Here is a 24,949-nt window from a genome sequence, read left to right as displayed (position 1 = left end):
ATCAGGGCCGGTCGGACCACGGCTCGGACATCGCACGGTCGGCCTGGCGGCCTTCGGTCCGGGCGCGCGACACGGGTGGACCTCCACGCGCATTATCTTCGGATCACCTCGGCCGGACAATGCCCCGCGGACGAGCAAGCTCTCCCTGCCCGTCGAGGGTTCTCCTGGTACGAGGGCGATCGGCCGAGAGGGGCTCAGGCCGCTACCCGCGGACCGTCCACCCGACAGGAGACACCGGTCGCCAGGGGGAGGCCGCCAAGGTGGAGCACAACGGCACGAGGATCGACGAGAGGGACGACGTACGGCCGCCCGGCGCGGTGCGGTACCGGCGCCGCAGGGGCGCACGCCCCCGGCCGGGGCGCCGCGTCGTGCGTACGCCGTGGGCAGGGCGGTGGCCCCGGACTCGGCCGGACTGCGCCTCCCTTCCCGGCCGCCGGCGTTCCGCACCCGCCCGGGGCGCGGATCCCCGGGCCCACCCCGTTCAGCCCGCCACCGTACGGCCGCGGCTCGCCACCGCGCGGTCCGCGGCCGGGGCCGCGTCGGTGTGCGGCGCGGGCCGGGTGCCTCCGCGCGCCAGGAAGTCGGACAGGGGCAACGTGGCGGCGCCCACCGTGACCGCGTCCGGGCCCAGGTGGCCCAGGTCGATCGTGGTGCGGGCGACGGCGTGCTCCAGGGCGTACTCCCGGGCGTAGCGGCGGATCTCGGGGAGGAGGTGGGGGCCGATGAGCAGGCCCGCCCAGCCGCCCAGCAGGATGCGTTCGGGCAGGAAGAGGTTGACGAGGTCGGCGAGGGCCGCGCCCAGGCACTCGGCCGTCTCGTCCAGGATCGAGACCGCCACCGGGTCGGGGGCACCGCCACCGGGCCCCGGGTAGGCGGCTCCGAGCAGCGCGGCGAGCGCGGTCTCGTCGTCGGCGTCCTGGGGCAGCGGGCCGCCCGCCTCCTGCCAGCGCTCCCGCATGGCCTCCGCGCCGGCGTACGCTTCCAGACACCCGATCGAGCCGCAACGGCACCGGCGGCCCCGGAGCTGCACCGTGGTGTGGCCCCACTCCAGCGCCGCGTTCGAGAGGTCCTCGTCGAGGATGTCCCCCCGGTTGACGCTCGCGCCCACCCCCGAGCCGATCAGTGCGACCGCCGCCGCGCCCGCGCCCCGGCCGCCGCCGAACCACATCTCGGCCTGACCCAGCGTCTTGGCGCCGTTGTCGATGAAGAACGGCACCTCGGGCGGCACGTCGACGACCTCGCGGAGCAGCCGCTCGAAGGGGACGGCGCTCCAGCCGATGGTCTGGCCGTGGACCACCGCGCCCGGGCCCCCCGAGGCCTGTGGGGCGTCGCGTTCGATGATGCCGGGCACGCCGATGCCGATGCCGAGCAGCATCCCCGGATCGGCGCCCGCGTCGCGCAGGACGTCGGCGACTCCCGTACGGACATGGCTCACGATGCGCTCGACGTCGTAGCCGTGCTGGGCCAGCAGGCGGTCGGTGCGGGCCAGTTCCGCCAGCGAGAGGTCGAACAGCTCGACGCGCACCCTGGTCTCACCGATGTCGATGCCCACGAACAGCCCTCCGGCCGGGGCGATCCGGAGCAGGGTGCGGGGACGGCCGCCGTCGGAGTCGACGATGCCCGCCTCCTCCAGGAGGCCTTCCGAGGCCAGCTCGGCGACCACGTTGCTGATCGATCCCGAGCTCAGGCCGGTCGCGGGCCCCAGCTCCTGACGGCTCAGCGGGCCGTCGAAATACAACCGTTGCAATACCCGCGCCCGATTGCCCCTTCGCAGGTCACGCACGGTCCGTCTGCTGCGTTCAGCCATGTTGCTCCCTTCGTCCCGGCAACATACCCCGGTCGCGGCACTTGACGCGCACTTTCTTCACCTCTTAAATCACATCTTAAATTAAGAGCGGGAGGGACGTTCGGATCCCGAACGCCGCCCTCCCCGGAAAGGGGCCACCTTTCATGCGTCACCTCAGAGCCGCAGCAGCCGTCACCCTCGCCATATCCGTCGCCGCCGGAGTCACCGGCTGCGGAGGCGGGACCTCGACGGACGGCGGGAGCAACGAAGCGCCGAAGACCCTCACGTACTGGGCGTCCAACCAGGGCCCGAGCATCGAGGCCGACAAGAAGATCCTCACTCCCGAGCTGAAGAAGTTCGAGAAGGAGACCGGGATCAAGGTGAAGCTGGAGGTCGTCCCCTGGGCCGACCTGCTGAACCGGATCCTCGCCGCCACCACGTCGGGTCAGGGCCCGGACGTGCTGAACATCGGCAACACCTGGTCGGCCTCGCTCCAGGCCACGGGCGCGCTGCTCCCCTGGGACGACAAGAACTTCGAGGCGATCGGCGGCCGGGACCGCTTCATCGACTCGGCGGTCGCCTCGGCGGGCAAGGAGGGCGAGCCCCCGGCCGCGGTGCCGCTGTACTCGCTGTCGTACGCCCTCTACTACAACAAGAAGATGTTCGCCGACGCCGGCATCACCACCCCGCCGGCCACCTGGGACCAGCTCGTCAAGGACGGCAAGAAGCTGTCCAAGGACGGCAAGTGGGCGCTGGGCGCAGAGGGGTCCAACCTCTCCAACAACATCCACCAGGCCTTCGTCCTGGGCCAGCAGCACAGCGCGGACTTCTTCGACGAGCAGGGCAAGGCCGACTTCACCTCGGACGGCGCCGTCGCCGCGGTGAAGCAGTACGTCGACTTCATGGCCAAGGACAAGATCATCGCTCCGGGCAACGCGGAGTACGCGCAGAACCAGTCTCTGACGGACTTCGCCAAGGGCAAGACGGCCATGGTGCTGTGGCAGGCCGCCGCCACCACCTTCGCCGCCCAGGGCATGAAGCCGGAGGACTGGGGCGTGGCTCCCGTGCCCGTCCCGGCAGGCGCGCCTGGCACGGGCAAGCAGACCAACTCCATGGTGGCCGGCATCAACATGGCGGTCTTCAAGAACACCAAGAACATCGACGGCGCCAAGAAGTTCGTCAAGTTCATGACGAGCGACGCCGAGCAGAAGATCCTCTGCAAGACCTACGGCTCCATCCCGCCGGTCAAGGCCGCCCAGTCGGACCCCGCCTTCGCCGCGCCTGACCTCAAGGTCCTGCGCGACACCCTCGCCACCAGCGCCGCCCCCCTCCCCCAGGTGCCGAACGAGTCGCAGTTCGAGACGGCCGTGGGCACCGCGGTCAAGGAGCTGTTCGCGGACGCCGCGGCCGGTACCCCCGTGACCACCGAATCAGTCAAGGCGCGCCTCGAAAAGGCCCAGCAGACGATGCAGCAGTGAGGCTCTTTTCATGACCGCCACCGTGACCACGGACCCCGGAGTCGACAAGTCGACCAGGGGTACGAGCCGGGGCAGCGGGGATGCGCGGCGGAAGCTGCCGCGCATCCCCGACCGGATCCGCCGCGGCGGACTGCCCTATCTCCTGCTCCTCCCGGCCGTCCTGCTCGAACTCCTCATCCATCTGATCCCGATGATCGTCGGCATCGTGATGAGCTTCCGCCAGCTCACCCAGTTCTTCATCAGCAACTGGGGCGCGGCACCCTGGACCGGCCTGGACAACTACCGGATCGCCGTCGACGTCGACGCCCCGATCGGTGAGGCCCTGCTCCATTCCTTCTTCGTCACCTGCGTCTTCACGTTCTTCGCCGTGGGCCTGTCCTGGCTGCTCGGGGTCGCCGCGGCGATCATGCTCCAGGAGAACTTCCGGGGCCGGGGCGTCCTGCGGGCCGTCTTCCTCGTCCCGTACGCCCTGCCCGTCTACGCGGCGGTCATCACCTGGGCGTTCATGTTCCAGCGGGACAACGGGCTGATCAACCACGTCCTGCACGACCAACTGGGACTGACGGACCAGCCGTCCTTCTGGCTGATCGGCGACAACAGCATCTACGCGCTGATCATCGTCTCGGTCTGGAAGGGCTGGCCCTTCGCCTTCCTGATGCTGATGGCCGCGCTCCAGAACATCCCGCGCGAGCTGTACGAAGCCGCCTCGATCGACGGGGCCGGCATCTGGCAGCAGATCCGGAAGATCACGATGCCCTCGCTGCGGCCCGTCAACCAGGTCCTGGTGCTCGTGCTGTTCCTGTGGACGTTCAACGACTTCAACACGCCGTACGTGCTGTTCGGTAAGTCGGCGCCCGAGAACGCGGACCTCATCTCGATCCACATCTACCAGTCGTCCTTCGTCACCTGGAACTTCGGCACCGGCTCCGCGATGTCCGTGCTGCTGCTGCTCTTCCTCCTGGTCGTGACGGCCGTCTACCTCTTCTTCACCTCCCGCGGAAGGAAGGGTGCCCGTGCCTAGCAGCGCCCGCTCACGTGCCGCCCGGTCGCCCATGGCCGCGCCGCAGTCCTTCCTCTGGGCCCGCCGCGTCATCCTGACCCTGCTCGCGGGCTTCGTCCTGCTGCCGGTCTACGTCATGGTCAGCAGCTCCCTGAAGCCGCTCCAGGACGTCTCGGGCAAGTTCCAGTGGATCCCGGACGAACTGACGGTCCAGCCGTACTTCGACATCTGGGAGACCGTCCCGCTCGCCAAGTACTTCGTGAACTCGCTGATCGTGGCGGGTGCGGCGACGGTCTTCTCCGTCATCATCGCGGTGTTCTCGGCCTATGCCGTGAGCCGCTACAACTTCCGCGGCAAGCGGGTCTTCACCGTCACGGTCCTCTCCACGCAGATGTTCCCGGGGATCCTCTTCCTCCTGCCGCTGTTCCTGATCTTCGTGAACATCGGCAACAGCACCGGCCTGGCTCTGTACGGGTCGCGGGGCGGACTGATCCTCACCTACCTGACGTTCTCGCTGCCCTTCTCCATCTGGATGCTGATCGGCTACTTCGACTCCATCCCGAGGGATCTCGACGAGGCGGCCATGGTGGACGGCTGCGGCCCGGTGCGTGCCCTGTTCCGCGTCGTCGTGCCCGCCGCGGTCCCGGGGATCGTCGCCGTCTCCGTGTACGCGTTCATGACGGCGTGGGGCGAGGTGATGTTCGCCTCCGTGATGACGAACGACGCCACCCGCACGCTGGCGGTCGGCCTTCAGGGCTACGCCACCCAGAACGACGTGTACTGGAACCAGGTCATGGCCGCCTCGCTCGTCGTCAGCGTGCCGGTCGTCGCGGGATTCCTGCTCCTGCAGCGCTATCTCGTCGCCGGGCTGACCGCGGGAGCCGTCAAGTGACCGACAACGAAAGGCAGTCAGTGAACGACCTCGCCGGCCTCCCGGCCGACTTCACCTGGGGCGTCGCCACGGCCGCGTACCAGATCGAGGGAGCCGTGGCGGAGGACGGCCGCGCCCCCTCGATCTGGGACACCTTCTCCCGCACCCCCGGCGCCGTCGACAACGGTGACACCGGTGACGTGGCCTGCGACCACTACCACCGGGTCCCCGAGGACATCGGGCTGATGAAGCAGCTCGGCGTCGACGCCTACCGCTTCTCGGTGGCCTGGCCACGCGTCGTGCCCGGCGGCGACGGGCCCGTGAACAAACCCGGTCTCGACTTCTACGACCGGCTGGTCGACGGCCTCCTGGAAGCCGGCATCACGCCCTTCGCCACCCTGTACCACTGGGACCTCCCCCAGGCGCTCCAGGAGCGGGGCGGCTGGACCGTCCGCGAGACGGCCGAGCACTTCGCGGCGTACACCTCCGTCGTCGTCGAGCGCCTCGGTGACCGGGTGAAGGACTGGGCGACGCTCAACGAGCCGCTCTGCTCGGCCTGGATCGGCCATCTCGAGGGGAAGATGGCGCCGGGTCTGACCGACCTGACGGCCGCCGTCCGCGCCTCGTACCACCTGCACCTCGGCCACGGTCTCGCCGTCCGGGCGATCCGGGCGCAGTCCCCGGACGCCCGCGTCGGCATCGTCAACAACCTCAGCCCGATCGAGCCCGCGAGCGCGAGCGAGGCCGACCTCGCCGCCGCCGTACGCGCCGACGGCCACATCAACCGCTGGTGGCTGGATCCCGTCCACGGCCGTGGCTACCCGCAGGACATGCTCGACCTGTACGGCGTCGAGCTGCCCGAACGTCCGGGCGACCTGGAGACCATCGCGGCACCCCTGGACTGGCTCGGACTGAACTACTACTTCCGCCAGATCGTCACCGCGGACAGTCGGGGTCCCGTCCCCCACGCCCGGCAGATCCACCTGCCCGGCGCCCGGCACACCCACATGGACTGGGAGGTCCACTCCGCGGGCCTGGAGCAGCTGCTGATGCGGCTGACCGAGGAGTACGGCGCGGAGCGGATCTACGTCACCGAGAACGGCTCGGCCTACCGGGACGTCGTCGGGCAGGACGGCTCCGTGCACGACCCGGAGCGCACCCGGTACCTCGAGGAGCACCTGGCCGCCTGTGCCCGCGCCGTCCGCAGGGGCGCGCCGCTGGCCGGCTACTTCGCCTGGTCGCTCCTGGACAACTTCGAGTGGGCGTACGGGTACGACAAGCGCTTCGGCCTGGTCCACGTCGACTACGCGACCCAGCGCCGGACCGTCAAGAGCAGCGGGCGGCGCTACGCGGAGCTGATCCGCGAACTCTCCTCCCGCAGGTCCCTCGAGACGGCCTGAGCTCTTCCCGGGGCGACGGCACAGCCCCCGGTCACCGGCGGTCCACCCGCCGGTGACCGGGGGCTGTGCCGTTCGGCACACCGCCGGAGCGCGATCAAGGGCGGGAGGTCCGGCGCTTATGCTCGCCGTATGGAGCAGAGCGAAGTCCTCAAGCGAGTGATCGGCATCCTCACGGAGGCGGGCGAGATGCAGCGCCACGCCGAGGAGGACGACGGTGGTGGCGACCTGGACGCGGGCGGCAACATGGTGACGACGCTGCTCAACGAGACGATGCCGCACATCGCCATCCCCTCCGACGCCACCGTCGAGGAGATGGCCGCCCTCGTGGGGCGCGAGGTCGGTGGCGCCGTCGAGCAGCTGGTCGGCGCGTTCACCCTGGCCTTCATCGCCCTCGCGCAGATCCACGACTCCGGGCAGGAGGACGTGACCTCGGCCGATGTGCTGCAGGATCTGGCGCTGCGGGCCGAGGAGTTGAGCTCGGGTGACGAGGGCCCGGAGGAGTCCCTCTAGCGCGGTCGGGGGCCTGTGCGCCCTGAGCCGTGCGGGGCCGTGCCGTACGGGGAACCGTGCACGGAGCGCGGCGGCGGCGAGGCCGATGTGACCGTCACACGATTGGCTCGTTTGCCGGAGTGACGGTTCTCTGCCCACGGCTCGGAAGGCACCATCCCCATGCCGCTCCATCCCTCGCCGCTTCGCATCCTCGGTCACGGCGCACGCCCTGGCGTGAAGGAGGCCGAGGCAGCCCTCGTCGAGCACTACCCGCGCCTGGTCCGCCTGGCCTATCTGACGCTACCGCCGTCCCTCGGCCGGCACCGCAGGGTGCTCGCCGCGCACGCAGCGGTGCAACGGGCCCTGCACGGTGACGCCCGTCCCCTCTCAGGAAGCGGCGCGGAAGGCGTTCCCGCTCCGCGGTCGGGGGATTCACCGGGCGACGGCCCGCACACGGCCGCCTACGCGGGCGTGCGTCTGAGGGTCGTTCGTATCTCGCTCGCGTACGGGCGGAGGCCCCGGTGGTGGCCGGGCCGGGTGCCCGCACCGTCGGCGCTCCGTCCTTCGGTACCGGTGGTACGCGGGCTCCGTCTCTTCCCCCGCGCGGGCGGGATGGACGAATTCGCCCTGGACCGGGCCCTGGCGGATGTTCCGGCGCCCGTCCGCGCCGCCCTGGGCCTGCGCCTGCTGGAGTCGCTGTCCGACGACGGCACCCGGGCCCTGCTGGCCGAGGCGGGCGTGGGCGACCCGGCCGCATCGGTACGCGCGGCCGCGCACGTCGCGGGGAACGACCACGACCGCGTCCGGCGCATGCTGCGCTCGGACGAGTTCGATCCCTGCACCGTGCAGACGCGCCCCAGCGACCTGTTGCGGCGCCGGCACCGGGTGCGGGCCGGCGCGGCCGCCCTGGTGCTTCTCGCGGTCTCGGGCGGCGGTCTCGCGCTCTCGGCCGACGCCGGGACCGGCGGCTCCCGGAGCCCGTTCCCCGCGTCGCGCGTGACGGTCCCGGGTGGCGCCCTCGATCCCGCGGCCCTGCTGCGGACCGCACCGGGACAGTGGGCGGACACCTCGCGCGTGGACTTCAGCGCCTGGCCGCCGCGGGGTGGCCGGACCGACGACCGGAAGCTGTTGGAGCGGGCCCTCGGCAGCTGGGCCGGTCCCCCGGCGGACGCCACCGTCACGACGACCCCCGGCACCGCCGTCGTACCACCCGCCCAGCCTCCACGCCTGCTGTTCGCGGGCGAACTGGGCGGCGAGGCCGTGGTGCTGTTCCACGACGGAGGGGTACGCGTCGTGCGGTACGCCGAGCCGCTCTCCGGGAAGGGCTCCCCCGCCCTGGACTTCGCCCGGGTCGACGACGCCGACGTCACCACGGCGGCGGCGCTCGCCGTCAGCCGTACCGCCGCCTCCGCACGGTATCTGCTGGCGCCCTGGGTGGCGGAGTCGACGACGCGCGACCTGCTCGCACCTGACATGCCGGCACGCGCGCTGGGTGTCGACGGGGACGGGATCACGGCGTCGGTGCCCCGCCCGGAGGAGGGTGGCGGCTGCCTGTCCTGGCCGGTGATGCAGCTGCGGTCGTCGGAGAGGATCGTGGAGAAGCACGCCTTCCTCGTCACGGATCTGGGCGACATCGCCCCGGTTCACCTCACCCACACCCCGAAGCCCGGAGCCGGTGCCCCTGCCAGGCAGCCGCGTGAGGCGACGGGTCCCGAGGCCCTGACGGGCTGGGCCCGTACCGCCTGTTCGCTGGAGGGACTGCGCCACTCCGGGGTGCGGGCCGTGAACAACTGGCAGTTCGCGGAGCAGCCGCTGCCCGGCACCCGTTCCCGCGCGGACTGGGTGTGCACCAGGGCGGACACATGGAGCGGGCCGGGCCGGGTCCTGGTGCAGTTCGCCGAGCCGGCCACGTCCCCCACCGCACGGGCCGAGGTGGTGTCCGACCGCCGGAACACGGCCCTGTGCAGCCGCTTCGGCCAGCACGTGGTCGCCGGCGTCCACTGGAGGTCGCCGACCGGTTCCTGGTACGTGCTCGCGGCCGGGAGCCGCGCCGTGAAGCGGATCGAGGTGGCGGGCTCCGTACGCGGAGGGGCCGACGGCCCGACGCTGGCGGTCCGCGCGCCGCGGGGCTCCTCCTTCCGGGTGGACGCGGAACTGCGCGACGGCGGGACGATGTCCTCGGCCGGGTGACACGGCCTCACCCGCACGACCGCCCGACCGGATCCCCGCCTCCCGCACACACCGGTCCGCGGCGGGCCACGGTGGTCCGTGGCCCGCCGCGGACGTTCCTGCCGCACCGACAGCGGGGAATGGGACGGTGCGGCGGGCTCAGCGGGCGGTCAGCTCCGGTAGACGCCGAACTCGTAGAGCGAATAGCCCCACGGTGTGCCGCGCACGGAGGTGTTCACCCGTACGTAGCGCGCGTCACCGGTGACGTCGATGCCGTCGATGCCGCCGTTGCCGTCCGTGACGGTGTGCACGGTGGTCCACGCCTGGCCGTCGTCCGAGGTCTGCACGGTGTACCCCTTGGCGTACGCGGCCTCCCAGGCGAGCTGCACGTGGTCGAACGGGGTCTTCGCTCCGAGGTCCACCTGGATCCACTGCTGGTCGGCCCAGTCACTGGCCCAGCGGGTGTCGAACGAACCGTCGACGGCGTTGCCCGCGGCGCAGGGGCAGCCGGTGCCGTCCGGCTGGGAGGTGGACGCGGTGGCCGGCTTCCCCGACGCCACGTTCGTGCCGCCGACCTGCGGCGGGACGACCCGGAAGGACTTGGTCTCGATGCCGACGTTGCCCTTGCCGTCCGAGCTCTTCAGGTACACCTTCCACACACCGAGACGGTCGGGAGCGGTCACCTCGAAGGTGCCGTCACCCTTGTCCGTGAACCGCGCGTCGTTGAGCTGGGAGCTGTCGTCCACGTACTTGCTGCCGAACAGCACCTGGTGCGTCAACGGGTCACCGTCGGGATCGGAGACCGACACCTTGAGGGTGAAGGGCTTGCCGGCCTGGACGGCCGAGGCGTTGTCCACGTTCATGCCGGTGATGACCGGCGGTGTGTTGTCGCCCGAGGTGTCCGCTCCGTACGCCTTCTTCACGGCGTAGTACGAGAGCCGCTTCTGGCCGGCCGGAAGCAGGTTGAACCAGACACCGCCGAAGTCGTACTCCGTGCCGTAGTGGAACAGTGTCGCGCCGAGCGCCACCCCGGTGTGGCCCGTGACGCACTGCCACGCCCTGTCATATCCCTCCGCCTTGGCGACATCGGTCGGCTCGTCCGGCACACCGTTGGCGTCGTCCGGCACCTCCCACTCGCCCGCGGGTCCGCCCTCGGTCACGATGTAGGGCTTGTCGAAGCCCCCGTCCTCCCAGGTCTTGCGGATGTCGCAGACGGCGCCGTAGGAGTTCACCGCGTACAGGTCGAGGTCCGGCGCGTTCTTCTTGTAGTAGGGCCAGGCGCCGGTCCACGCGTCGGTCGAGGTGACCGGGTGGTCGGCGTCGACGGCGTGGATCTTCTTGGTGATGTCGTTCACGAAGGTCGTGTAGGCGTCGCGCTGCTGCTCCAGGGCGTCACCGCTGTAGCAGTTCTGCAGGCCGAGCACGGATTCGTTGCCCACGTTCCACATGAGGACGCCGGGATGGTCCTTGTAGGTCTCCACCCACTTGGGGAACTCGGCGAGCATGTCGTTCTTGTAGCCGGTGTCCGTGAGGTAGTCAACGCATCCGCCGCTTCCGGGGCCACCGCCGGGCTGGAGCCAGAAGCCGGCGACGACCTTGATGCCGTGCTCGGCCGCGCTGTCCAGCAGCGGTTTCGTGGTGGCGTCGGTGCCCCAGGTCCGGATGGTGTTGACACCCATCGACTTGACGTCCGGCATGTACGTCTCGGCATCGGCGACGGACGGGCCCCAGGTCAGCCCTTTCACGGTGTACGGCGAGCCGTCGACGGTCAGTTTCCAGGCGCCCTGTGAGCCCTCGACCTTCACCACGCTTCCGGCCGCCTGAGCGGCGGGTACGGGCAGGGCGGCGGCTCCCGCGACGACGAGGGCGGCGACGGCGAGACGGGACGTCGTCCGTCCGCGGCCGCGGACCGAGGGGGTGAGGCTTGGGAGTTTCATGTGCGGGACAGCTCCTCGTGGGGGGGGGTGGGGGAGTGTGGGGAGATCGGGAGAGAGCGCTCTCCCTCGTGGGTGTGGGGCGCCCACGGGGAAGAGCGGGGGAAGGTCAGGGAAGTTCGTAGTTCTCGTCGAGGGCGGCACCCTTGTCGGGGTTGTTCTGGTCGTAGCCCCGGGCGTCGCACTGGAGACCGCCCACGATGCAGTGGCCGACCATGGCGTCGAGCGTGGGCTCGTCCCACGCGTTGAAGAAGTCGTAGTGGAAGGAGTGGCCCGTGCCGCTGGCCAGCCTCACCTGCGACATGTCTCCGTTGACCGGCCACGCCATCTTGAACTCGATCATCGGCAGTGCGACGGGATGACTGGCGGGACAGACGTCCTGGTTGGCCCCCGTCACGACGGGATAGGCCATGTGTGCCTTGTGGTCCGGGGTGTCGAGGTTCTTTCCGTCCCAGCAACTGGGCGCCTGCATGCGCAGGTTGAGCTGTGTGTCCGGGCTGGTCGGGCAGCTCGCCGGGAACTCGTAGTTGTGGTAGCTCTCGCCGCACTCGTAGCCCTCGACCATGCCCGGGTGGTCGCGGAACTCCTCGGCCGTCTGGGTCGGGCTGCCGACGACGAAGCGCAGCCCCGCGGGGAACGGCCGCACCGTGCGGTAGTCGGTGACACCCGCCTTGTAGTAGATGGTCTGCGGACCGACCGGGCGGATCTCCTGGTCCCCCTTGTAGAGGGTCGGCATCCAGTACGCGGACAGGTCACCGGGCGCCTTGCAGGCGGTGCCGCCCGCTCCGAGCGAGGCGGTGGTGCTGTTCTCGTCCGTGGTGTCGTTCCCCATGAAGGTGTGGTTGTGGGACTTTCCGGTCTGGCCGGGGTAGACGATCGGGTCGACCGAGCCGGTGTGGTTCACCGAGCAGTTCGCCTGGAACTCGTGGAAGTACCGGTGGGGCGGGATCTCGGTCGACGGCACCACCCCGGTGACCGGCGGGTCCGCCGGGATGTAGCCGTCGCCGTCGGGGTCGTCACCCGACGGGACGGGGTCGGCCGCCGCCATGGCGTGGCCCTGCATCTGCTGTGTCCCGTTCATGACGTGCGAAGCCGTGGCCGGCGCACCGGCGGCCTCGGGGGCCGCCCCTGCCACGGGGTCACCGGCGCGGGTGATCGCCGTGAACCCCATGACGACCAGGGCCAGTGCGGTGGCGACGACGAGCGCGGACACCAGGAACGTTCTGCTGAGTCTTTCGGTCATGCGGACCTCCGTGCTGCTCTGCATCCGCGCACGTCGCGTGCGCGGTGGGGGGAGAGTGGAGCTGGACGGCGCGTCGTCCGGAAATCTGGGAGAGCGCTCTCCCAAGCGGTGACAGTGTTACGTCGCGGCTGAGAACATGTCAAGAGTTGATGAACGACAGCTGTCACGACGGGAGTTGGGCGACACCTCTACGGGAGCAGAGTCAGCACCTCGCTGAGGTTGTGTGCGGCGATCCTCCGCATGGACTCCCTGTCCGGGAAGTCGCCGTCGAGCAGACGAAGGGGCCCCGCGACCAGGGAGAGGTGGGCCGCCAGGGCGTAGAGAGCGAGGCGGCGGGGGTCGAGGCCGGGACGCGACAGCGCCTCGTAGTGCCGGCGGAAGCGGAGGCGGAGGAAGACGTGCTCCCACTCGGCGTCGAAGTGCATCAGCCCCTCGATGTCGATGAGGACGGCACGCCCCGCCGGGCTCACCAGGACGTGGTCGGGGCCGAGCTCCCCGTGGATCAGTCCGTACGCGGTACGCGGGATCACCTGCGCCCGAAGCTCCCGCAGCCGGTCGACGAGCCGGCCGCGCACCGCCGCGATCCTGGCGTCCCGCTCCGCCACCTCGTCGACGTCCCGCAGGGCACGGTCGAGAACCAGCTGTTCACAGGAGGTTCCGAGGGCGACGCCACCCCGTTCCAGCAGGTCCACCCTGCCGTAGCGCGCAGCATGGTGATGCTGCATCAGACCCAGGGTCCGCGCCAGGTCGTCCAGGACCGCTCTCGCGCGACCGGGCTCCGATGCGAGGAGCGCCTCCAGCGTGCCATCCGCGACGTCCTCGACCACGGCGACGTCCGCCGGGTGGCGCCGCTCGGTGTCGTCCGCCCACAGCAGGCGCGGAACGCGCGCCCCGATCTCGTCCAGCCTGCGCCGCGCGGCCAGGAACGGCACCAGCCCGGAAGCGGGCGCGAACGGGTCGCTCGCATCGCCGCCGGCAGCACCGGGCCAGAAGTTCTCCTCGTCCGCCCAGCTGTAGACGATCACGCTCGCCGGCGCGCTCCCGGTAAGCCTGACCCGGTACACGCCCTTCCTGCTCCCGCCGCGCAGGCGGTCGACCCCGACGATCCGGCATCCCGCCCCCAGAGCGTCGCCCACCAGCCCCGACAGGTCCTCCGGCTCCACCCGTGCACGCATCCCCAGAACCTACCCGGAGCCTCGGCGGGCGGACATCGGCACGTGGCACCCCGTCGGCCCGGACGGCCGCCGGGACGCCCGGGTGACGAGACGTGCGCGCACGAGCACATGAGCCCGCAATGATCCGACAGGATGCCCCGCCCGGGCAGGCCCGGGGGCCGGGACGGCCGAGGTCTGCTGCGGCAGGGGGCCACCCTGCTGCCGCAGCAGACCGGTCGCGTTCCCGCCGGGTCACCAGGACCCGGCGGGGACCATCGGTCGGGCCCTGTGGAGCCTCGGGCCCAGTGGAGTGTCAGGCCGTGTGGAGCGTCAGGCCGTGTGGAGCGTCAGGCCGTGTGGAGCGTCAGGCCGTAGCGGTTGAGGATCTCGTTGATGGGCTGGTGCCAGGTCTCGCCGCCGCTGCTGCAGTTGCCCCAGCCGCCGGACGTGACTCCCTGCGCCTGGTCACCGCTGATGAACGAGCCGCCCGAGTCGCCCGGTTCGGCGCACACGCTGGTCTTGGTCATCTGACGGACGGCGCCCTGGCTGTAGTTCACGGTCTCGTTCTTGGCGAGCACGTTGCCGCAGTGCCAGTGGGTGGTGGAGCCGGAGCGGCAGATCGAGGCGCCGATCGGGGCCTCGTTGGAGCCGCGGACCAGCTGGTCGGAGACGGTGCCCCAGCCCAGGACCACCGGGACGGTCCACCAGCCGCTGCCCACGTTCACCCAGGCGTAGTCGTTCTCCGGGAAGGACGAGCCCTGGAAGTTGCCGATGGCCGAGCCGTCCCAGCCCCTGACCGCTCCGCCGGCCTGGCCGCAGTGGCCCGCCGTGACGAAGCCGCCGTGCACCGAGAAGCCTATGGAACAGCGGACGTTGCCGGTGTAGTAGGGGTCGCCACCGACCGTCCCCGCCGCGAAGGTCTGCGGAGCCTCAGCGGTCTGCTTCACCGTCACGGGGCCCGCCTTGCGCGCCTTCGCGACGAATGTGCGGACATCGTTGTCACCCTGCTCGGAGGCGACGACGTTCACGACGACGCTGTTCGCCCGGGGATCGACGTGCCAGCTGCTGACGCCGCTCGGCGCGGAGAGCGCGTCGAGTCGCTTCTTGGTGGCGTCGAGCTCCCGGGCGGTGTGGTCGACCACCTGGACCCGCGCGCCGGTCGCCCTGACGTCACCGGCCTTGGCTGGATCCGTGACGGCGACCGTGAGCCTGCCGCTCTCCGCGTCGAACCAGGAGCCGCCGAACGAGGCCCCGGCCGCCCCGCTCGCCTTCCCCTGCAGGGACGTCGCCGCCTTCTCGGCGGTGAGCCGCGCCTCCGCCTGACTTTTCGTCAGCCCGAGGTCCCGCTGCATGGCGGTGATGATCCCGGCGGAGGCCTGCGCTTCGGCGGAGGAGGGGGAGTCCGCCGCGGAGGCCTGGATCGGACCGACAGCCGCCCAGGTGCCCATCATGAGCAGTGCGGAGAGACCCGTCCGCACCATCGTCGTGTGTCTCAAGGGAGTGCCCCTTCTGTTGTTCCAGCATCGTGGGGGTGGAACAGGAGGCATCCGAGAGCCGTCTGAGAGCGCTCTCAGAAGTGCCGCTCCGGACTGTAGTCCAGTTCGACAGGCAGGTCCATGCCAATGACACCCCGGGGCGGGTTCCCGCGCCCACCGAGGGGATCAGGGTGCGAGCAGCGGGAGTCCGGCGGCCCGCCAGGGCGACCGGAAGGCGTCCCACCGACCGCGGGTCCCCTCGGGCCGCGTGTCCCATATCCGTACGGCGCCACCGGATGCGACCTGCGGCCAGCCGGGATCACCGGTCGCGGCGAAGTCCGCCCACGCCTGCGTCATCCGCCTCGCGAGGTCGCGGTCCGCGGCGCCCGGCGGCCCTCCCAGCAGGAAGTGGACGCTCTCGTCGTCCACGGTGCCGAAGGCGAACGGGATGTCCGCGCAGTGCCAGGCCCTGACCCGCTCCCCCCGGCCGCCGCGCTGCCGGACGAAGCGGGAGAGGTAGGCCCTGCCACCTGCCCGCGCGTGGGACTCCGCCAGTCTGCTGCTGTACTCGCCGAACAGCATGTCCCCGTACACAGCCAGGTAGCGCTCGTTCACGCAGGCCCCTGGCATCAGCGCCCGGTAGGCGTCCAGCAGGGATCGCGGGAGCCGGTGGTCGGAGGCGAACACGGCGAGCTGCTCCTCGGTGGTGACCTTCGCGCAGCTGCCCACGGCGTCGAGCAGCCAGTACTCCTCGCCGGTGTGGCAGACCATCAGGTCCACCTCGCGGCCGGTCCCCGCGGCGTGGGCGGTGAGAGGGTCGAGGGGCAGCCCTGCCACACCCGCCACGGGTCCGTAGATGGCCGGATCGTAGTGGCGCGGCCCCGATCCGGGATCGCTCCGGTAGTGCTCGGCCACCTGGTCGGAGGCGTCGACGAGCGCTTTCGGGGACGCGGACACCAGCCCGTCGTACGTGGCGGGGACCCCGGCCGCCGCGGCCACCTCCGCCGTGGTGCGGGCCGCTGACTCCGGGGTGGCACAGGCGTTCACCGCGCTGTGCAGGACGGCACGGCGGAACAGTCCGCGCGCCTCCTCCATCGCCATCAGGCAGGCGACGGAGGTCGCTCCGGAGGACTGTCCGGCCACCGTGACCCGGGCGGGGTCGCCCCCGAAGGCGGCGATGTCGTACCGCACCCACCGGAGTGCCGCGATCTGGTCGAGCAGGCCCCGGTTGTCCGGACAGGGCTCCGCGTCACCTGTGGTCGGGACATGGCCGAACCCCTCGAAGCCGAGGCGGTGGTTGAGCGTGACGACCACGAGACCACGGCCGGCCAGGACGGTGCCGTCGAAGTCCGGCTGGGCGGAGGAGCCGAAGACGTAGGCGCCCCCATGGATCCAGACCAGGACGGGGAGCGCGTCCCCGCTCCCGCCCGGGGTCCAGATGTTGAGGCTGAGGATGTCCTCGTCCCCCGGGGACCAGACCGGCGATCCGGGCAGCTCGGCCGACTGCGGTGCCACGGGGCCGAACACGGCGCAGTCCCGGACTCCGTCCCAGGACGCGGCGGGGCGGGGGCTCCGGAACCGGTCCGCGCCGAACGGCGGTGCGGCGTAGGGGATTCCGCGGAGCACGGTCACTCCGGGATCGCGCGGGGCCGGCCGCCCCGTGACGGCTCCGGCCCGCGTCGTGAACACTCCGGCCCGCGCCGTGAACACTCCCATTGCCGCTCCCCCGCTCCCGCCCCTCTGCCGGGGGCCCGGTGTCAGCCTCGCACCGGTGGGGCGACCGGGGCCAACACCTGAACGGTGTCCACCCACGCATCCGCGAGGTGAATCAGTCGGCGGATCCACGGCCTGTCGGCGCGAGCGCCCGCCCGGGAGCGCGGATCCTGGAGGTGTCCCTCCCCGACCTGTCGCACAGGAAGCCAGGTGCCACGATGACAACCGGCCCCTCCCAGGCAGCCGGCGTGCGGGTGCCGGACACGAGGCTCGCCGTGGAGGCGGCCGAACTCGTCCGCGACACCACCGGCGAACTCGTCTACCACCATTCGCACCGGGTCTATCTCTTCGGTGCCCTTCAGGGCCGCCGGCGTGATCTGTCCTTCGATCCGGAACTGCTGTACATCGGCGCCCTGTTCCACGACCTGGGGCTCGGCCAGCGCTTCCACGCGAGCGGCCGGCGCTTCGAGGTGGACGGCGCCGACGAGGCCCGCCGCTTCCTGCAGGCCCGCGGTGTACCCGAGGACAGCGTGCGGAGGGTATGGACGGCCATCGCCCTGCACACCACGCCGGGCATCCCCGCTTTCATGGAGCCCGAGGTGGCGCTGGTGACCGCGGGGGTGGAGTACGACGTCCTCGGCATCGGCTACGACGACGTCTCCGACGCCGACCGGGCCGCGATCGTCGCACTCCATCCGCGCCCGGACTTCAAGCGGCGGATCCTCGCGGCGTTCACCGAAGGCGTCCGGCCGAAGCCGGGGACGACCTTCGGCAACGTCAAGGCGGACGTACTCCAGCACTACGTGCCCGGCTTCGAACGCGGGGACTTCGTACGCACCGTGCTCGATTCGCCGTGGCCGGAGTGACAGCAGGCCGGCCGTGGGACGTACCCGGAGGACAGACGCGGACGCACCGCGTCGGAGCGGAGTGATCGTCATGACCGTGGGCAGGGCAGAGGTGCTGGCGCGCCTCGATGTGTTCGTCGGTGAGTGGACCCTGGAGCCCCGGTTCCCCGACATCCGGCCGCCGGTGCCCGGCCCCGAGGGGGACGGGCCTGGGGCACGCACCTGGTTCGAATGGGCCCTGGACGGCCAGGTTCTGGTGCAGCGCACCGAGATTCCGGTTCCCGAGGCGCCGGACGGCCTGATGGTCGTCCGGGCCGACCCGGGGAACGCCTCGTACACGCAGCACTACTTCGACTCCCGTGGCGTGGCCCGCCTGTACGCCATGACCTTCGACGGCAGGGTGTGGACGCTCACCCGGGAGTCACCCGACTTCACCCCTCTGGACTTCCGCCAGCGGTTCACCGGCACGTTCAGCGAGGACGGGAACACCATCGCCGGTGCCTGGGAGGTCCGTTTCGACGGCGGCGGGTGGGAGCACGACTTCGCCCTGACCTACCGCAGGGCGGACTGAGTCCGCAGCGCTGGGACATCGGCGAGTTCCCGCACGGTGGCCACGTCGCTGAAGGGCAGCAGCGCGTCACCGACGATCTGGTAGGGCTCGCTTCCCTTGCCGGCGATCAGGACGATGTCGTCCGGCCCGGCTGCCGACAGGGCGAATTCGATGGCGCTGCGGCGGTCGGTGAGGCGTTCGTACGGGGTGCCGGTCGCCTCGATGCCCGGGACGACCTGGTCCAGGATCGCCTCGGGATCCTCGTTGCGCGGGTTGTCCGAGGTGAGGACGCACAGGTCGGAGTGGGTCCCGGCGATCGTCCCCATCTCGGCCCGCTTGGTGGTGTCCCGGTCGCCGCCGCAGCCGAAGACGGTGATGACCTTGGAGCGGGCGAAGCCGCGGATGGTGCCGAGCACCTTGTTCAGCGAGTCCGGTGAGTGGGCGTAGTCCACGATCACCGAGGTCCCGCCGGCGGTCAGGACGCGTTCGAACCTGCCCGGGATCTGAGGCATCCGTTCGAGCGCGGCGACCAGCCCCGCGAGGTCGTGCCCAAGGGTGTGGCAGGCCGCCACCGTGGCCAGGGCGTTGGACACGGAGAACCTGCCGGGAGCGGGGATCGCGGCGGGGTACTTGCGGCCGTCGTGGTGCAGGGTGAACCGGGTGCCCGAGGCGTCCACGACCAGGTCGGTGGCCCGGTAGTCGGCCTCGGTGTCGAGGGCGTAGGTGGTCACCGCGCCGGGCATCATCGCGCCGATACGGGCGCCCACCGGATCGTCGGCGTTGACCACGGCGTGCCCGCACAGCCCCTGGAAGAGCCGGAGTTTGGCGTCCCGGTAGTTGTCCATCGTGCCGTGGTCGTCCAGGTGGTCCTGGCTCAGGTTGGTGAAGACCCCCACGTCGATGAAGGTGCTGTCGACCCGGTGCGTGAGCAGCCCCATGGACGTCGCCTCCAGGACCACGGTGCCCACCCCGCGGTCGCGCATGCACCCCAGCAGGTACTGCAGGTCGGGGGATTCCGGGGTGGACAGCACCGACCGGGGCATGGGGATCAGCTCGTCGCCGATGCGGCTGCCGGCGGTGCCGATGACCCCGGCCCGCGCCCCCTCGGAGATCCTGAGCACGGACTCGACCATGTACGAGACGGAGGTCTTCCCGTTGGTGCCGGTGATCGCCACCATGTCCATCCGCCGCCCCGGCTCGCCGTAGTAGCGGGAGGCGGCGACCGCGGCCATGCTCCGGGTGTCGGGGACCTGCACGACACAGACGTCCCCCGCCGCCGCGGGCAGCACGCAGCCGGCCTCCACGACGACCGCCGCCGCGCCGCGCGCGAGCGCGGGCGCGACCGCGCCGGGCCCGCCCTCCAGGTGCCCGGGCACCGCGATGAAGAGCGATCCCGGCACCACCCGGTCCACGTCGAAGGCCGTTCCGGCCGTGATGAGCGCCCTCTCCGGGTCGCCCTGGAGGATGTGGTGGTTCTGTCCGGCCAGCAGCTCGCTCAGCTTCAAGGTGGTCCCTTCGAGGGGTGGCTCGAGCCGGGGTGCGGCCGTCGCCGGAACGCCGCGACGGCGGTGCGCCGAAGCAGCGGTGGTGAAGTCGGGCGTGTGCGGTGTGGAGCGGTGCCCGCCGTGCTCGCGTGACGTGCGGAAGGACGGCGGAGAGGTGGGATGGGCGTCGCCCCGGGTGGGGACGACCGCGCTGAAGGCCGCTAGCCGTGTCCGTGAAGGACGACGCGGCGGCTCGTGGGCGCACAGGGGGCGGCCTGGCGCGCGCACTTCCCTATGACGCCGGTATGACCCATGGGGCGAGTGTACGTCCGGACGGGTGGTCCGGATTCCGCTTCAGGGACGTGCGGTGGTCCTCCCCCGCTGTGAGGCATCGAGCAGCGAGACGGTGAACGGGTGCCGGGGAGCGGTCAGGATCTGTTCCCTGGGCCCCTCCTCGACGACTTCTCCGCCGTCCAGCACGGCCACGCGGGTCGCCGGAGCCGCGGTGTCCAGGTCGTGCGTGATCAGTACGACGCCCATCCCGTCCCCGCCGCGGATCAGTCCGGCGAGCAGGTCCAGCAGGGAGCGCCGGGTCACGGGGTCGAGTCCCGAGGTGATCTCGTCGCAGATCAGCACCCGGGGCCGGGCGAGGAGTGCCCTGGCGAGGGCCGCGCGCTGGAGTTCGCCGCCGGACAGCCGGCCGGGCAGCCCCCGGACGAGGCGCTCGTCCAGTCCGAGGTGCGTCAGCACCCGCCGGGCCTCCGCCGCCGCCTCCGGGCGCCCGGCGCCGTGCAGGCGTACCGCTGTGCGGGCCACCTGGTCGAGGACGGGCCGGTGCTCGTCGAAGGCGGCCCGCGCGTCCTGGAAGACGTACTGCACGGCGGCGAGCTGCCCACGGCTGCGGTCCCGCAGGCTGCGCGGCAGCGCCGTGCCGTCGAGCAGGACCTGTCCGCCGTGGTCGCGGTGGAGTCCGGCGAGGCAGCGGGCGAGGGTGGTCTTGCCGCTGCCCGAGCGTCCGACTACGGCGAGGCACTCGCCGCCGCGGAGGGTGAGCCGGTCCACGCTCAGCACCGGGACCCGGGCGCCGCCGGTCCGGTGGCGGGCCGTGAGGCCGCTGACCGTCAGCACCTCGGCGCCGGTGCGCTCGGGGTCCGCGTACGGAAGGGTCCTCGGTGCGACGAGGAATTCCCTGGTCCACGGGTGCGTGGGGGCGTCCAGGATCCGGTGGGCCGGGCCCTGCTCGACCACGCGGCCGCCCCGCATCACCAGCACCTCGTCGGCGAGTTCGCGTACGACGTCGAGGTCGTGGCTGAGCAGCAGGACGGCGATGCCCCGGCGGACCACAGCCGCGAGCTGGTCGACGACACGACGCCTGGTCAGGGCGTCCTGCCCGGTGGTGGGCTCGTCCGCGACGATGACACGGGCGCCGAGGAGCAGCGCCTGCGCCAGGACGACACGCTGCTGCTGGCCGCCGGACAGCTGGTGCGGGTAGCGCCTCAGCACCTCGTCGGTACGGGAGAGCTGGGCGTCGGCGAGGGCTTCCATGACGCGCTGCCGTGCTGCGGCACGGCGCCGCGACCGGGGCAGGTCCCGCACCTGCTGTCGTGCCATGTCGTGCAGGAGGGCTCCGGTGCGCCGGGCGGGGTTGAGGACCGCCGCGGGGTGCTGGGGGACGTAGCCGATACGGGTGCCGTGCACGGTCACGTCGCCCGTCACCCGCGCGCCGGCCGGGAATGCGCCGAGCAGGGCGAGGCCGGTGGTGGTCTTGCCGCTGCCGGACGCGCCGACCAGGGCGGTGACGGTGCCGGGCCGGATCCGGAGGGAGACCCGGTCGACGAGCGCCCGCCCGTCGACCTCGACGGTCAGCGCGGTGACGGCGGCGATCACGCGGTTCTCGTCCACGGGCGACTCCATGGGAGGGTTCACGGACGGATTCATGGGCGACGGCCCTTCCGGGGCGGGGTGCGGTTCGGGGTGCGGTTCTCCATGGCTGCGTCGACGAGCAGATTGCTGCCCATGGTCAGGGCCACGATCAGCAGGGCCGGCACGACGACCGCCCAGGGCTGGATGAGCAGTCCGGTGCGGTTGCGGTCCACCATCACGGCCCAGTCCGCGGCGTCCGGGGCGACACCGATGCCCAGGAAAGCCGCGGTGGCCACCAGGTAGAGCACCCCGGTCAGGCGGATCCCGGCATCGGCGGCCAGGGTGCGGAGGATGGACCGCCCCACGTATCCGACGGCCAGCCGCCACCAGCTCTCCCCCTGCATGCGCAGCGCCTCCACGGCGGGCCGGGACGCCGCCTCCGCGGCGGCCGCCCGCACGATACGGGCGGCGTCCGGGACGGAGACGAACGCCACCAGCAGCGCGAGTCCCGCTGCTCCGGGCTGGAAGGCTGCGGCGACCAGCAGGATCATGAGCAGCGAGGGGACGGCGAGCAGCACGTCCAGGGGACGCATCACCACCTCCTCCAGCCACCTCCGGTGGGTGAGCGCGCTGATCAGCCCGAGCGGCAGGGCGACGAGGTAGGCGAGTGCGGTGGCCGCCGACGCGACGAGCACCACGGGCCGTCCGCCGAGCAGCACCTGCTGGACGACGTCCCGGCCCACGAAGTCGGTGCCGAGCAGGTGTCCGCCGCCGAGGGTGAAGGACGCGGCGCGCGCCGGGGGTTCCCCCGCGAGGAACGGTCCGGCGAGGGCCAGACCGAGCGGGATCACCACGAGGACCGCCCCGAGTCCGTACCGTCGGAGCCGCTTCACGCCGCCACCGCCGAGCGCGGTGCCAGCCGGTGGGTGACGAGGTCGGCGCCGAGGTTGACCACGACGGTGGCGAGGCCGAAGACCACCGCGAGTCCCTGGACGACCGGGATGTCGCGGTCGGCCACCGCGTTCATGAGGACGGTGCCGAGTCCGGGGATCACGTAGAGGGCCTCCACGACGATGACGCCGCACAGCAGCCAGTCGATGGTGCGGGCGAGCTGCTGGGTGGCGGGCGCGAGTGCGTTGGGCAGGGCGTGCCCGTAACGGATGCGGGCGCCGGGGATTCCGTACCGCTCGGCGTGGGCGGTGTACGGGGCGGCGAGCGCCTCGATCATGCCGGCCCTGACCAGCCGGGCGAGCGAGCAGACGGGCCGGGCGAGCAGGACCAGGACGGGCAGGACGAGCACGGCGGGGTGCCCGAGCAGGCCGGGGCCGTAGCCGACGGCGGTCGGCGGGAACCAGCCGAGCCGCAGGGCGAAGACACTCACCAGCAGTACTCCGAGGGCGAATTCGGGTACGGCGTAGACGCCGAGTGTCGCGGAGCTGATCAGCCGGTCGGTGAACCGTCCTTCGTGGCGGGCGGCGAGCACGCCCAGGCCCACGCCCGCCGGGACCAGGAGCAGGACCGTGACCGCGGTGAGGACCAGGGTGGGGGCGAAGCCGTCCGCGAGGAACCCGGCCACCGGTCGTCCGGAGGTGAGCGAGGTGCCGAAGTCGCCGTGGAGCAGTCCCCTCACCCAGTCGGCCAGCCTCTCGTGGGCGGGCCGGTCGAGCCCCATCGCCTCGCGGACGGCCGCGATGCGCTGCGGGTCGGGCTGGTCCCCGGCGAAGGCCACGGCCGCGTCGCCCGGCAGCGCTTCGGTGAGCGCGAAGACCAGCAGCACGACGGCCGCGGTCTGCAGGGCGCCCACGAGCAGCCGCCGGGCGATCCAGGAGCGCAGTCCGTTCACGCCAGCCAGACCTTGTCGAAGCGCGCCCAGTCCAGGGTGTTGGCGGGGGCCTCGCGGGCCACACCCCGCAGGGCGCGTGCGGTGCCGAGGATCCAGTCGCCGAAGCCCCAGACCAGGAAGCCCCCTTCGGTGTGGAGTTGTCGCTGCATGCGCCCGTAGAGGGCGGCGCGTGCCGTCCTGTCCTTGGTCGACTGGGCCTGCCGGTAGAGCGCGTCGAAGGCCCTGTCCTGCCACCGGGTGGCGTTGGTGGTGGAGTCGGTGAGCAGCCGCTGCGAGATGTGGGACTCGATGGGCATGGCGCCGGACCGGTAGCAGCACAGGGTGCCGGAGTCGAGGATGTCCTTCCAGTACGAGTCCTTGCTGCCCATCCGTACGTCGACGGTGACCCCGGCGCGTGCCGCCTGGTCCCGGAAGATCCCGGCGGCCTCGGTGAAGCCCGCGGCGACGGCTGAGGTGTCGAGTGTGACCTTCAGTCCTTCCGCGCCGGCCTGCCGGAGCAGGCTCCGGGCACGGCCGATGTCCTGTGCGCGCTGCGGGAGTTCGTCCGCGTAGTACTCGTATCCCTTGCCGAAGAGGTCGTTGCCCGTCTCGCCCGCGCCGGACAGGGCACCGTCCACCAGCTCCTGACGGTCCGCGATGAGGAAGAAGGCCTGACGGACCAGGGGGTCGTCGAAGGGCGGGCGGTCGGTCTTCATGGCGAAGGCCTGCATGGCGCTGTTGCGCAGCCGGACGATCTCGACGGCTCCGGTCTTCTCGTGGGCACGTCCGGTGGCGGGGGTGAGCTCGTGGGCGTACTCGATCTGACCGCCGAGGAGGGCGTTGACGCGGGCGGACTCCTCGTTGGCGACGACGAACTCGAGCGTGTCCAGGTGGGGGGCGCCGTCCCAGTGGGTGTCGTTGCGCCGCAGGACGGTGGAGCGTCCGGGGGTGAAGGAGACGAAGCGGAAGGGCCCGGAGCCGATGGGCTCGCGGTCGAAGGCGGTGGCGCCGGCCTGGACGATGGAGGTGCCGAAGGCGGCGAGGACATTGGGGAATTCGGCTGTGGGCCGCTTGAGCACGAACTCGACGGTCCGCGTCCCCGTGGCGCGGCTCGCCTTCAGGTCGATGGGTTCCAGGGACGCCCGCGCCCGGTAGGCCTTCGCGGGATCGGCGATGCGGCGGTAGCTGTACAGGACGTCGGCGGCCGTCACCGGCTTCCCGTCGTGGAACTCCGCCTGTCTCAGGGTGACCGTCCAGCGGTCGAGGCCGGCGTTCGGCTCCCATCCCTCGGCGAGACGGGGCACCGCGGCCAGATCGGCGCCGTAGTCGGCGAGTTTGTCGAAGAGCGCCTTGCTCCGGGCGGCGTCCACGAAGAGGTTCCCCAGGTGCGGGTCGAGGGTCTCGCTCGCGCCGCCTCCGGCGAAGGCGGCGCGCAGCCGCCCGCCGCGCCGGGGGGTGGTGTCGCCCTTGCCCGGGGCGGTCCCGGTGGAGGCGGGTCCGGAGCATCCGGCGAGTGCCAGTGCGCCGAGGCCGGCCGCTCCCCCGGCCGCGGCGAGGAAGCCGCGCCTGCGAAGGCCGGGGAAGCGTTCGTCTCTGCCGGCCGATGCCGATGCTGATGCTGGTGCTGGTGCGGTCATGACGGGTCTCCTGTTGCTGGGCGTGCTGGACGGCCG

The 24,949-nt window shown here is 71.6% G+C and carries 19 protein-coding genes; 8 read left to right on the top strand and 11 right to left on the bottom strand.

Translation table 11 applies throughout. The features are described 5' to 3' along the window. Window positions 1-481: 481 nt before the first annotated feature. Window positions 482-1,807, bottom strand: a complete 1,326-nt coding sequence (locus tag OG488_RS34655) for an ROK family transcriptional regulator (RefSeq protein ID WP_329236485.1) — start codon at window positions 1,805-1,807, stop codon at window positions 482-484. Window positions 1,808-1,950: 143 nt separating this feature from the next. On the opposite strand from OG488_RS34655, the gene OG488_RS34650 reads away from it, so the two are divergent. From OG488_RS34650 to OG488_RS34625, 6 genes are all read left to right on the top strand, one after another. Beyond that, window positions 1,951-3,264 carry an ABC transporter substrate-binding protein gene (locus OG488_RS34650; RefSeq protein ID WP_329236483.1) on the top strand — a complete coding sequence of 438 codons (1,314 nt, stop codon included), beginning with the start codon at window positions 1,951-1,953 and terminating at the stop codon, window positions 3,262-3,264. 10 nt (window positions 3,265-3,274) lie between these two features. After that, window positions 3,275-4,285 carry a carbohydrate ABC transporter permease gene (locus tag OG488_RS34645; protein ID WP_329236481.1) on the top strand — a complete coding sequence of 337 codons (1,011 nt, stop codon included), beginning with the start codon at window positions 3,275-3,277 and terminating at the stop codon, window positions 4,283-4,285. A gap of 31 nt (window positions 4,286-4,316) precedes the next feature. After that, on the top strand, window positions 4,317-5,156 hold the full coding sequence (locus tag OG488_RS34640) for a carbohydrate ABC transporter permease (RefSeq protein ID WP_329239223.1): 840 nt from the start codon (window positions 4,317-4,319) through the stop codon (window positions 5,154-5,156). Window positions 5,157-5,176: 20 nt separating this feature from the next. After that, on the top strand, window positions 5,177-6,535 hold the full coding sequence (locus OG488_RS34635) for a GH1 family beta-glucosidase (RefSeq protein WP_329239220.1): 1,359 nt from the start codon (window positions 5,177-5,179) through the stop codon (window positions 6,533-6,535). 129 nt (window positions 6,536-6,664) lie between these two features. After that, window positions 6,665-7,045 (top strand): hypothetical protein, encoded by a 381-nt coding sequence (locus tag OG488_RS34630; RefSeq protein ID WP_329236479.1) that lies wholly within the window; start codon window positions 6,665-6,667, stop codon window positions 7,043-7,045. 159 nt (window positions 7,046-7,204) lie between these two features. After that, window positions 7,205-9,214 carry a hypothetical protein gene (locus tag OG488_RS34625; RefSeq protein ID WP_329236477.1) on the top strand — a complete coding sequence of 670 codons (2,010 nt, stop codon included), beginning with the start codon at window positions 7,205-7,207 and terminating at the stop codon, window positions 9,212-9,214. A 149-nt stretch (window positions 9,215-9,363) separates the two neighbouring features. Here OG488_RS34625 and OG488_RS34620 read toward each other — a convergent pair whose 3' ends face one another. The 5 genes from OG488_RS34620 to OG488_RS34600 form a co-directional block, all read right to left on the bottom strand. Then, the gene (locus OG488_RS34620) at window positions 9,364-11,130 is read right to left on the bottom strand and encodes a galactose-binding domain-containing protein (protein WP_329236476.1); all 1,767 of its coding nucleotides are present in this window, start codon (window positions 11,128-11,130) and stop codon (window positions 9,364-9,366) included. A 106-nt stretch (window positions 11,131-11,236) separates the two neighbouring features. Beyond that, entirely contained in the window at window positions 11,237-12,370 is a 1,134-nt protein-coding gene (locus OG488_RS34615) for a DUF1996 domain-containing protein (protein ID WP_329236474.1), read from the bottom strand. Window positions 12,371-12,558: 188 nt separating this feature from the next. Next, window positions 12,559-13,545: a phosphotransferase family protein gene (locus OG488_RS34610; protein WP_329236472.1), complete on the bottom strand. Its 987-nt coding sequence runs from the start codon at window positions 13,543-13,545 to the stop codon at window positions 12,559-12,561. A 326-nt stretch (window positions 13,546-13,871) separates the two neighbouring features. Continuing rightward, entirely contained in the window at window positions 13,872-15,005 is a 1,134-nt protein-coding gene (locus OG488_RS34605; protein WP_329239217.1) for a S1 family peptidase, read from the bottom strand. A gap of 180 nt (window positions 15,006-15,185) precedes the next feature. Continuing rightward, window positions 15,186-16,715: a carboxylesterase/lipase family protein gene (locus tag OG488_RS34600; protein ID WP_329236470.1), complete on the bottom strand. Its 1,530-nt coding sequence runs from the start codon at window positions 16,713-16,715 to the stop codon at window positions 15,186-15,188. Between the two features lie 215 nt (window positions 16,716-16,930). Here OG488_RS34600 and OG488_RS34595 point away from each other — a divergent pair, with 215 nt between their 5' ends. Beyond that, window positions 16,931-17,578, top strand: a complete 648-nt coding sequence (locus OG488_RS34595; protein WP_329236468.1) for an HD domain-containing protein — start codon at window positions 16,931-16,933, stop codon at window positions 17,576-17,578. Between the two features lie 70 nt (window positions 17,579-17,648). Next, entirely contained in the window at window positions 17,649-18,128 is a 480-nt protein-coding gene (locus OG488_RS34590) for a hypothetical protein (RefSeq protein WP_329236466.1), read from the top strand. Here the strand turns inward: OG488_RS34590 and OG488_RS34585 are convergent. The 5 genes from OG488_RS34585 to OG488_RS34565 all read right to left on the bottom strand — a co-directional run bounded on the left by OG488_RS34585 (window position 18,110) and on the right by OG488_RS34565 (window position 24,913). After that, complete coding sequence (locus OG488_RS34585; RefSeq protein WP_329236464.1) at window positions 18,110-19,612, bottom strand: UDP-N-acetylmuramoyl-L-alanyl-D-glutamate--2,6-diaminopimelate ligase; 1,503 nt, start codon at window positions 19,610-19,612, stop codon at window positions 18,110-18,112. The genes OG488_RS34590 and OG488_RS34585 overlap by 19 nt on opposite strands. Before the next feature lie 333 nt (window positions 19,613-19,945). Beyond that, window positions 19,946-21,529, bottom strand: a complete 1,584-nt coding sequence (locus OG488_RS34580) for an ABC transporter ATP-binding protein (RefSeq protein ID WP_443074255.1) — start codon at window positions 21,527-21,529, stop codon at window positions 19,946-19,948. Then, window positions 21,526-22,347: an ABC transporter permease gene (locus OG488_RS34575; RefSeq protein ID WP_329236462.1), complete on the bottom strand. Its 822-nt coding sequence runs from the start codon at window positions 22,345-22,347 to the stop codon at window positions 21,526-21,528. Before OG488_RS34575 ends, OG488_RS34580 begins: the two co-directional genes overlap by 4 nt. Beyond that, window positions 22,344-23,297 (bottom strand): ABC transporter permease, encoded by a 954-nt coding sequence (locus tag OG488_RS34570; RefSeq protein ID WP_329236459.1) that lies wholly within the window; start codon window positions 23,295-23,297, stop codon window positions 22,344-22,346. Before OG488_RS34570 ends, OG488_RS34575 begins: the two co-directional genes overlap by 4 nt. Beyond that, window positions 23,294-24,913 (bottom strand): ABC transporter substrate-binding protein, encoded by a 1,620-nt coding sequence (locus OG488_RS34565; protein WP_329236457.1) that lies wholly within the window; start codon window positions 24,911-24,913, stop codon window positions 23,294-23,296. The genes OG488_RS34570 and OG488_RS34565 overlap by 4 nt, the downstream gene beginning before the upstream one ends. Window positions 24,914-24,949: the final 36 nt, after the last annotated feature.

It is taken from the genome of Streptomyces sp. NBC_01460, from assembly GCF_036227405.1.
In the GTDB taxonomy this organism is placed as follows: Bacteria; Actinomycetota; Actinomycetes; order Streptomycetales; family Streptomycetaceae; genus Streptomyces.
Note: the sequence above shows the minus strand (reverse complement) of the source record. Positions and strands in the feature narration are given on the sequence as shown.

Bases quoted from the DNA above. Each gene is read 5' to 3' on its own strand.
- OG488_RS34650 (WP_329236483.1), top strand. From the start codon at position 1,951: ATGCGTCACCTCAGAGCCGCAGCAGCCGTCACCCTCGCCATATCCGTC.
- OG488_RS34600 (WP_329236470.1), bottom strand. From the start codon at position 16,715: ATGGGAGTGTTCACGGCGCGGGCCGGAGTGTTCACGACGCGGGCCGGA.
- OG488_RS34615 (WP_329236474.1), bottom strand. From the start codon at position 12,370: ATGACCGAAAGACTCAGCAGAACGTTCCTGGTGTCCGCGCTCGTCGTC.
- OG488_RS34625 (WP_329236477.1), top strand. From the start codon at position 7,205: ATGCCGCTCCATCCCTCGCCGCTTCGCATCCTCGGTCACGGCGCACGC.
- OG488_RS34565 (WP_329236457.1), bottom strand. From the start codon at position 24,913: ATGACCGCACCAGCACCAGCATCAGCATCGGCATCGGCCGGCAGAGAC.
- OG488_RS34590 (WP_329236466.1), top strand. From the start codon at position 17,649: ATGACCGTGGGCAGGGCAGAGGTGCTGGCGCGCCTCGATGTGTTCGTC.
- OG488_RS34595 (WP_329236468.1), top strand. From the start codon at position 16,931: ATGACAACCGGCCCCTCCCAGGCAGCCGGCGTGCGGGTGCCGGACACG.
- OG488_RS34655 (WP_329236485.1), bottom strand. From the start codon at position 1,807: ATGGCTGAACGCAGCAGACGGACCGTGCGTGACCTGCGAAGGGGCAAT.
- OG488_RS34630 (WP_329236479.1), top strand. From the start codon at position 6,665: ATGGAGCAGAGCGAAGTCCTCAAGCGAGTGATCGGCATCCTCACGGAG.
- OG488_RS34620 (WP_329236476.1), bottom strand. From the start codon at position 11,130: ATGAAACTCCCAAGCCTCACCCCCTCGGTCCGCGGCCGCGGACGGACG.
- OG488_RS34645 (WP_329236481.1), top strand. From the start codon at position 3,275: ATGACCGCCACCGTGACCACGGACCCCGGAGTCGACAAGTCGACCAGG.
- OG488_RS34640 (WP_329239223.1), top strand. From the start codon at position 4,317: ATGGCCGCGCCGCAGTCCTTCCTCTGGGCCCGCCGCGTCATCCTGACC.
- OG488_RS34610 (WP_329236472.1), bottom strand. From the start codon at position 13,545: ATGCGTGCACGGGTGGAGCCGGAGGACCTGTCGGGGCTGGTGGGCGAC.
- OG488_RS34605 (WP_329239217.1), bottom strand. From the start codon at position 15,005: ATGGTGCGGACGGGTCTCTCCGCACTGCTCATGATGGGCACCTGGGCG.
- OG488_RS34580 (WP_443074255.1), bottom strand. From the start codon at position 21,529: ATGAATCCGTCCGTGAACCCTCCCATGGAGTCGCCCGTGGACGAGAAC.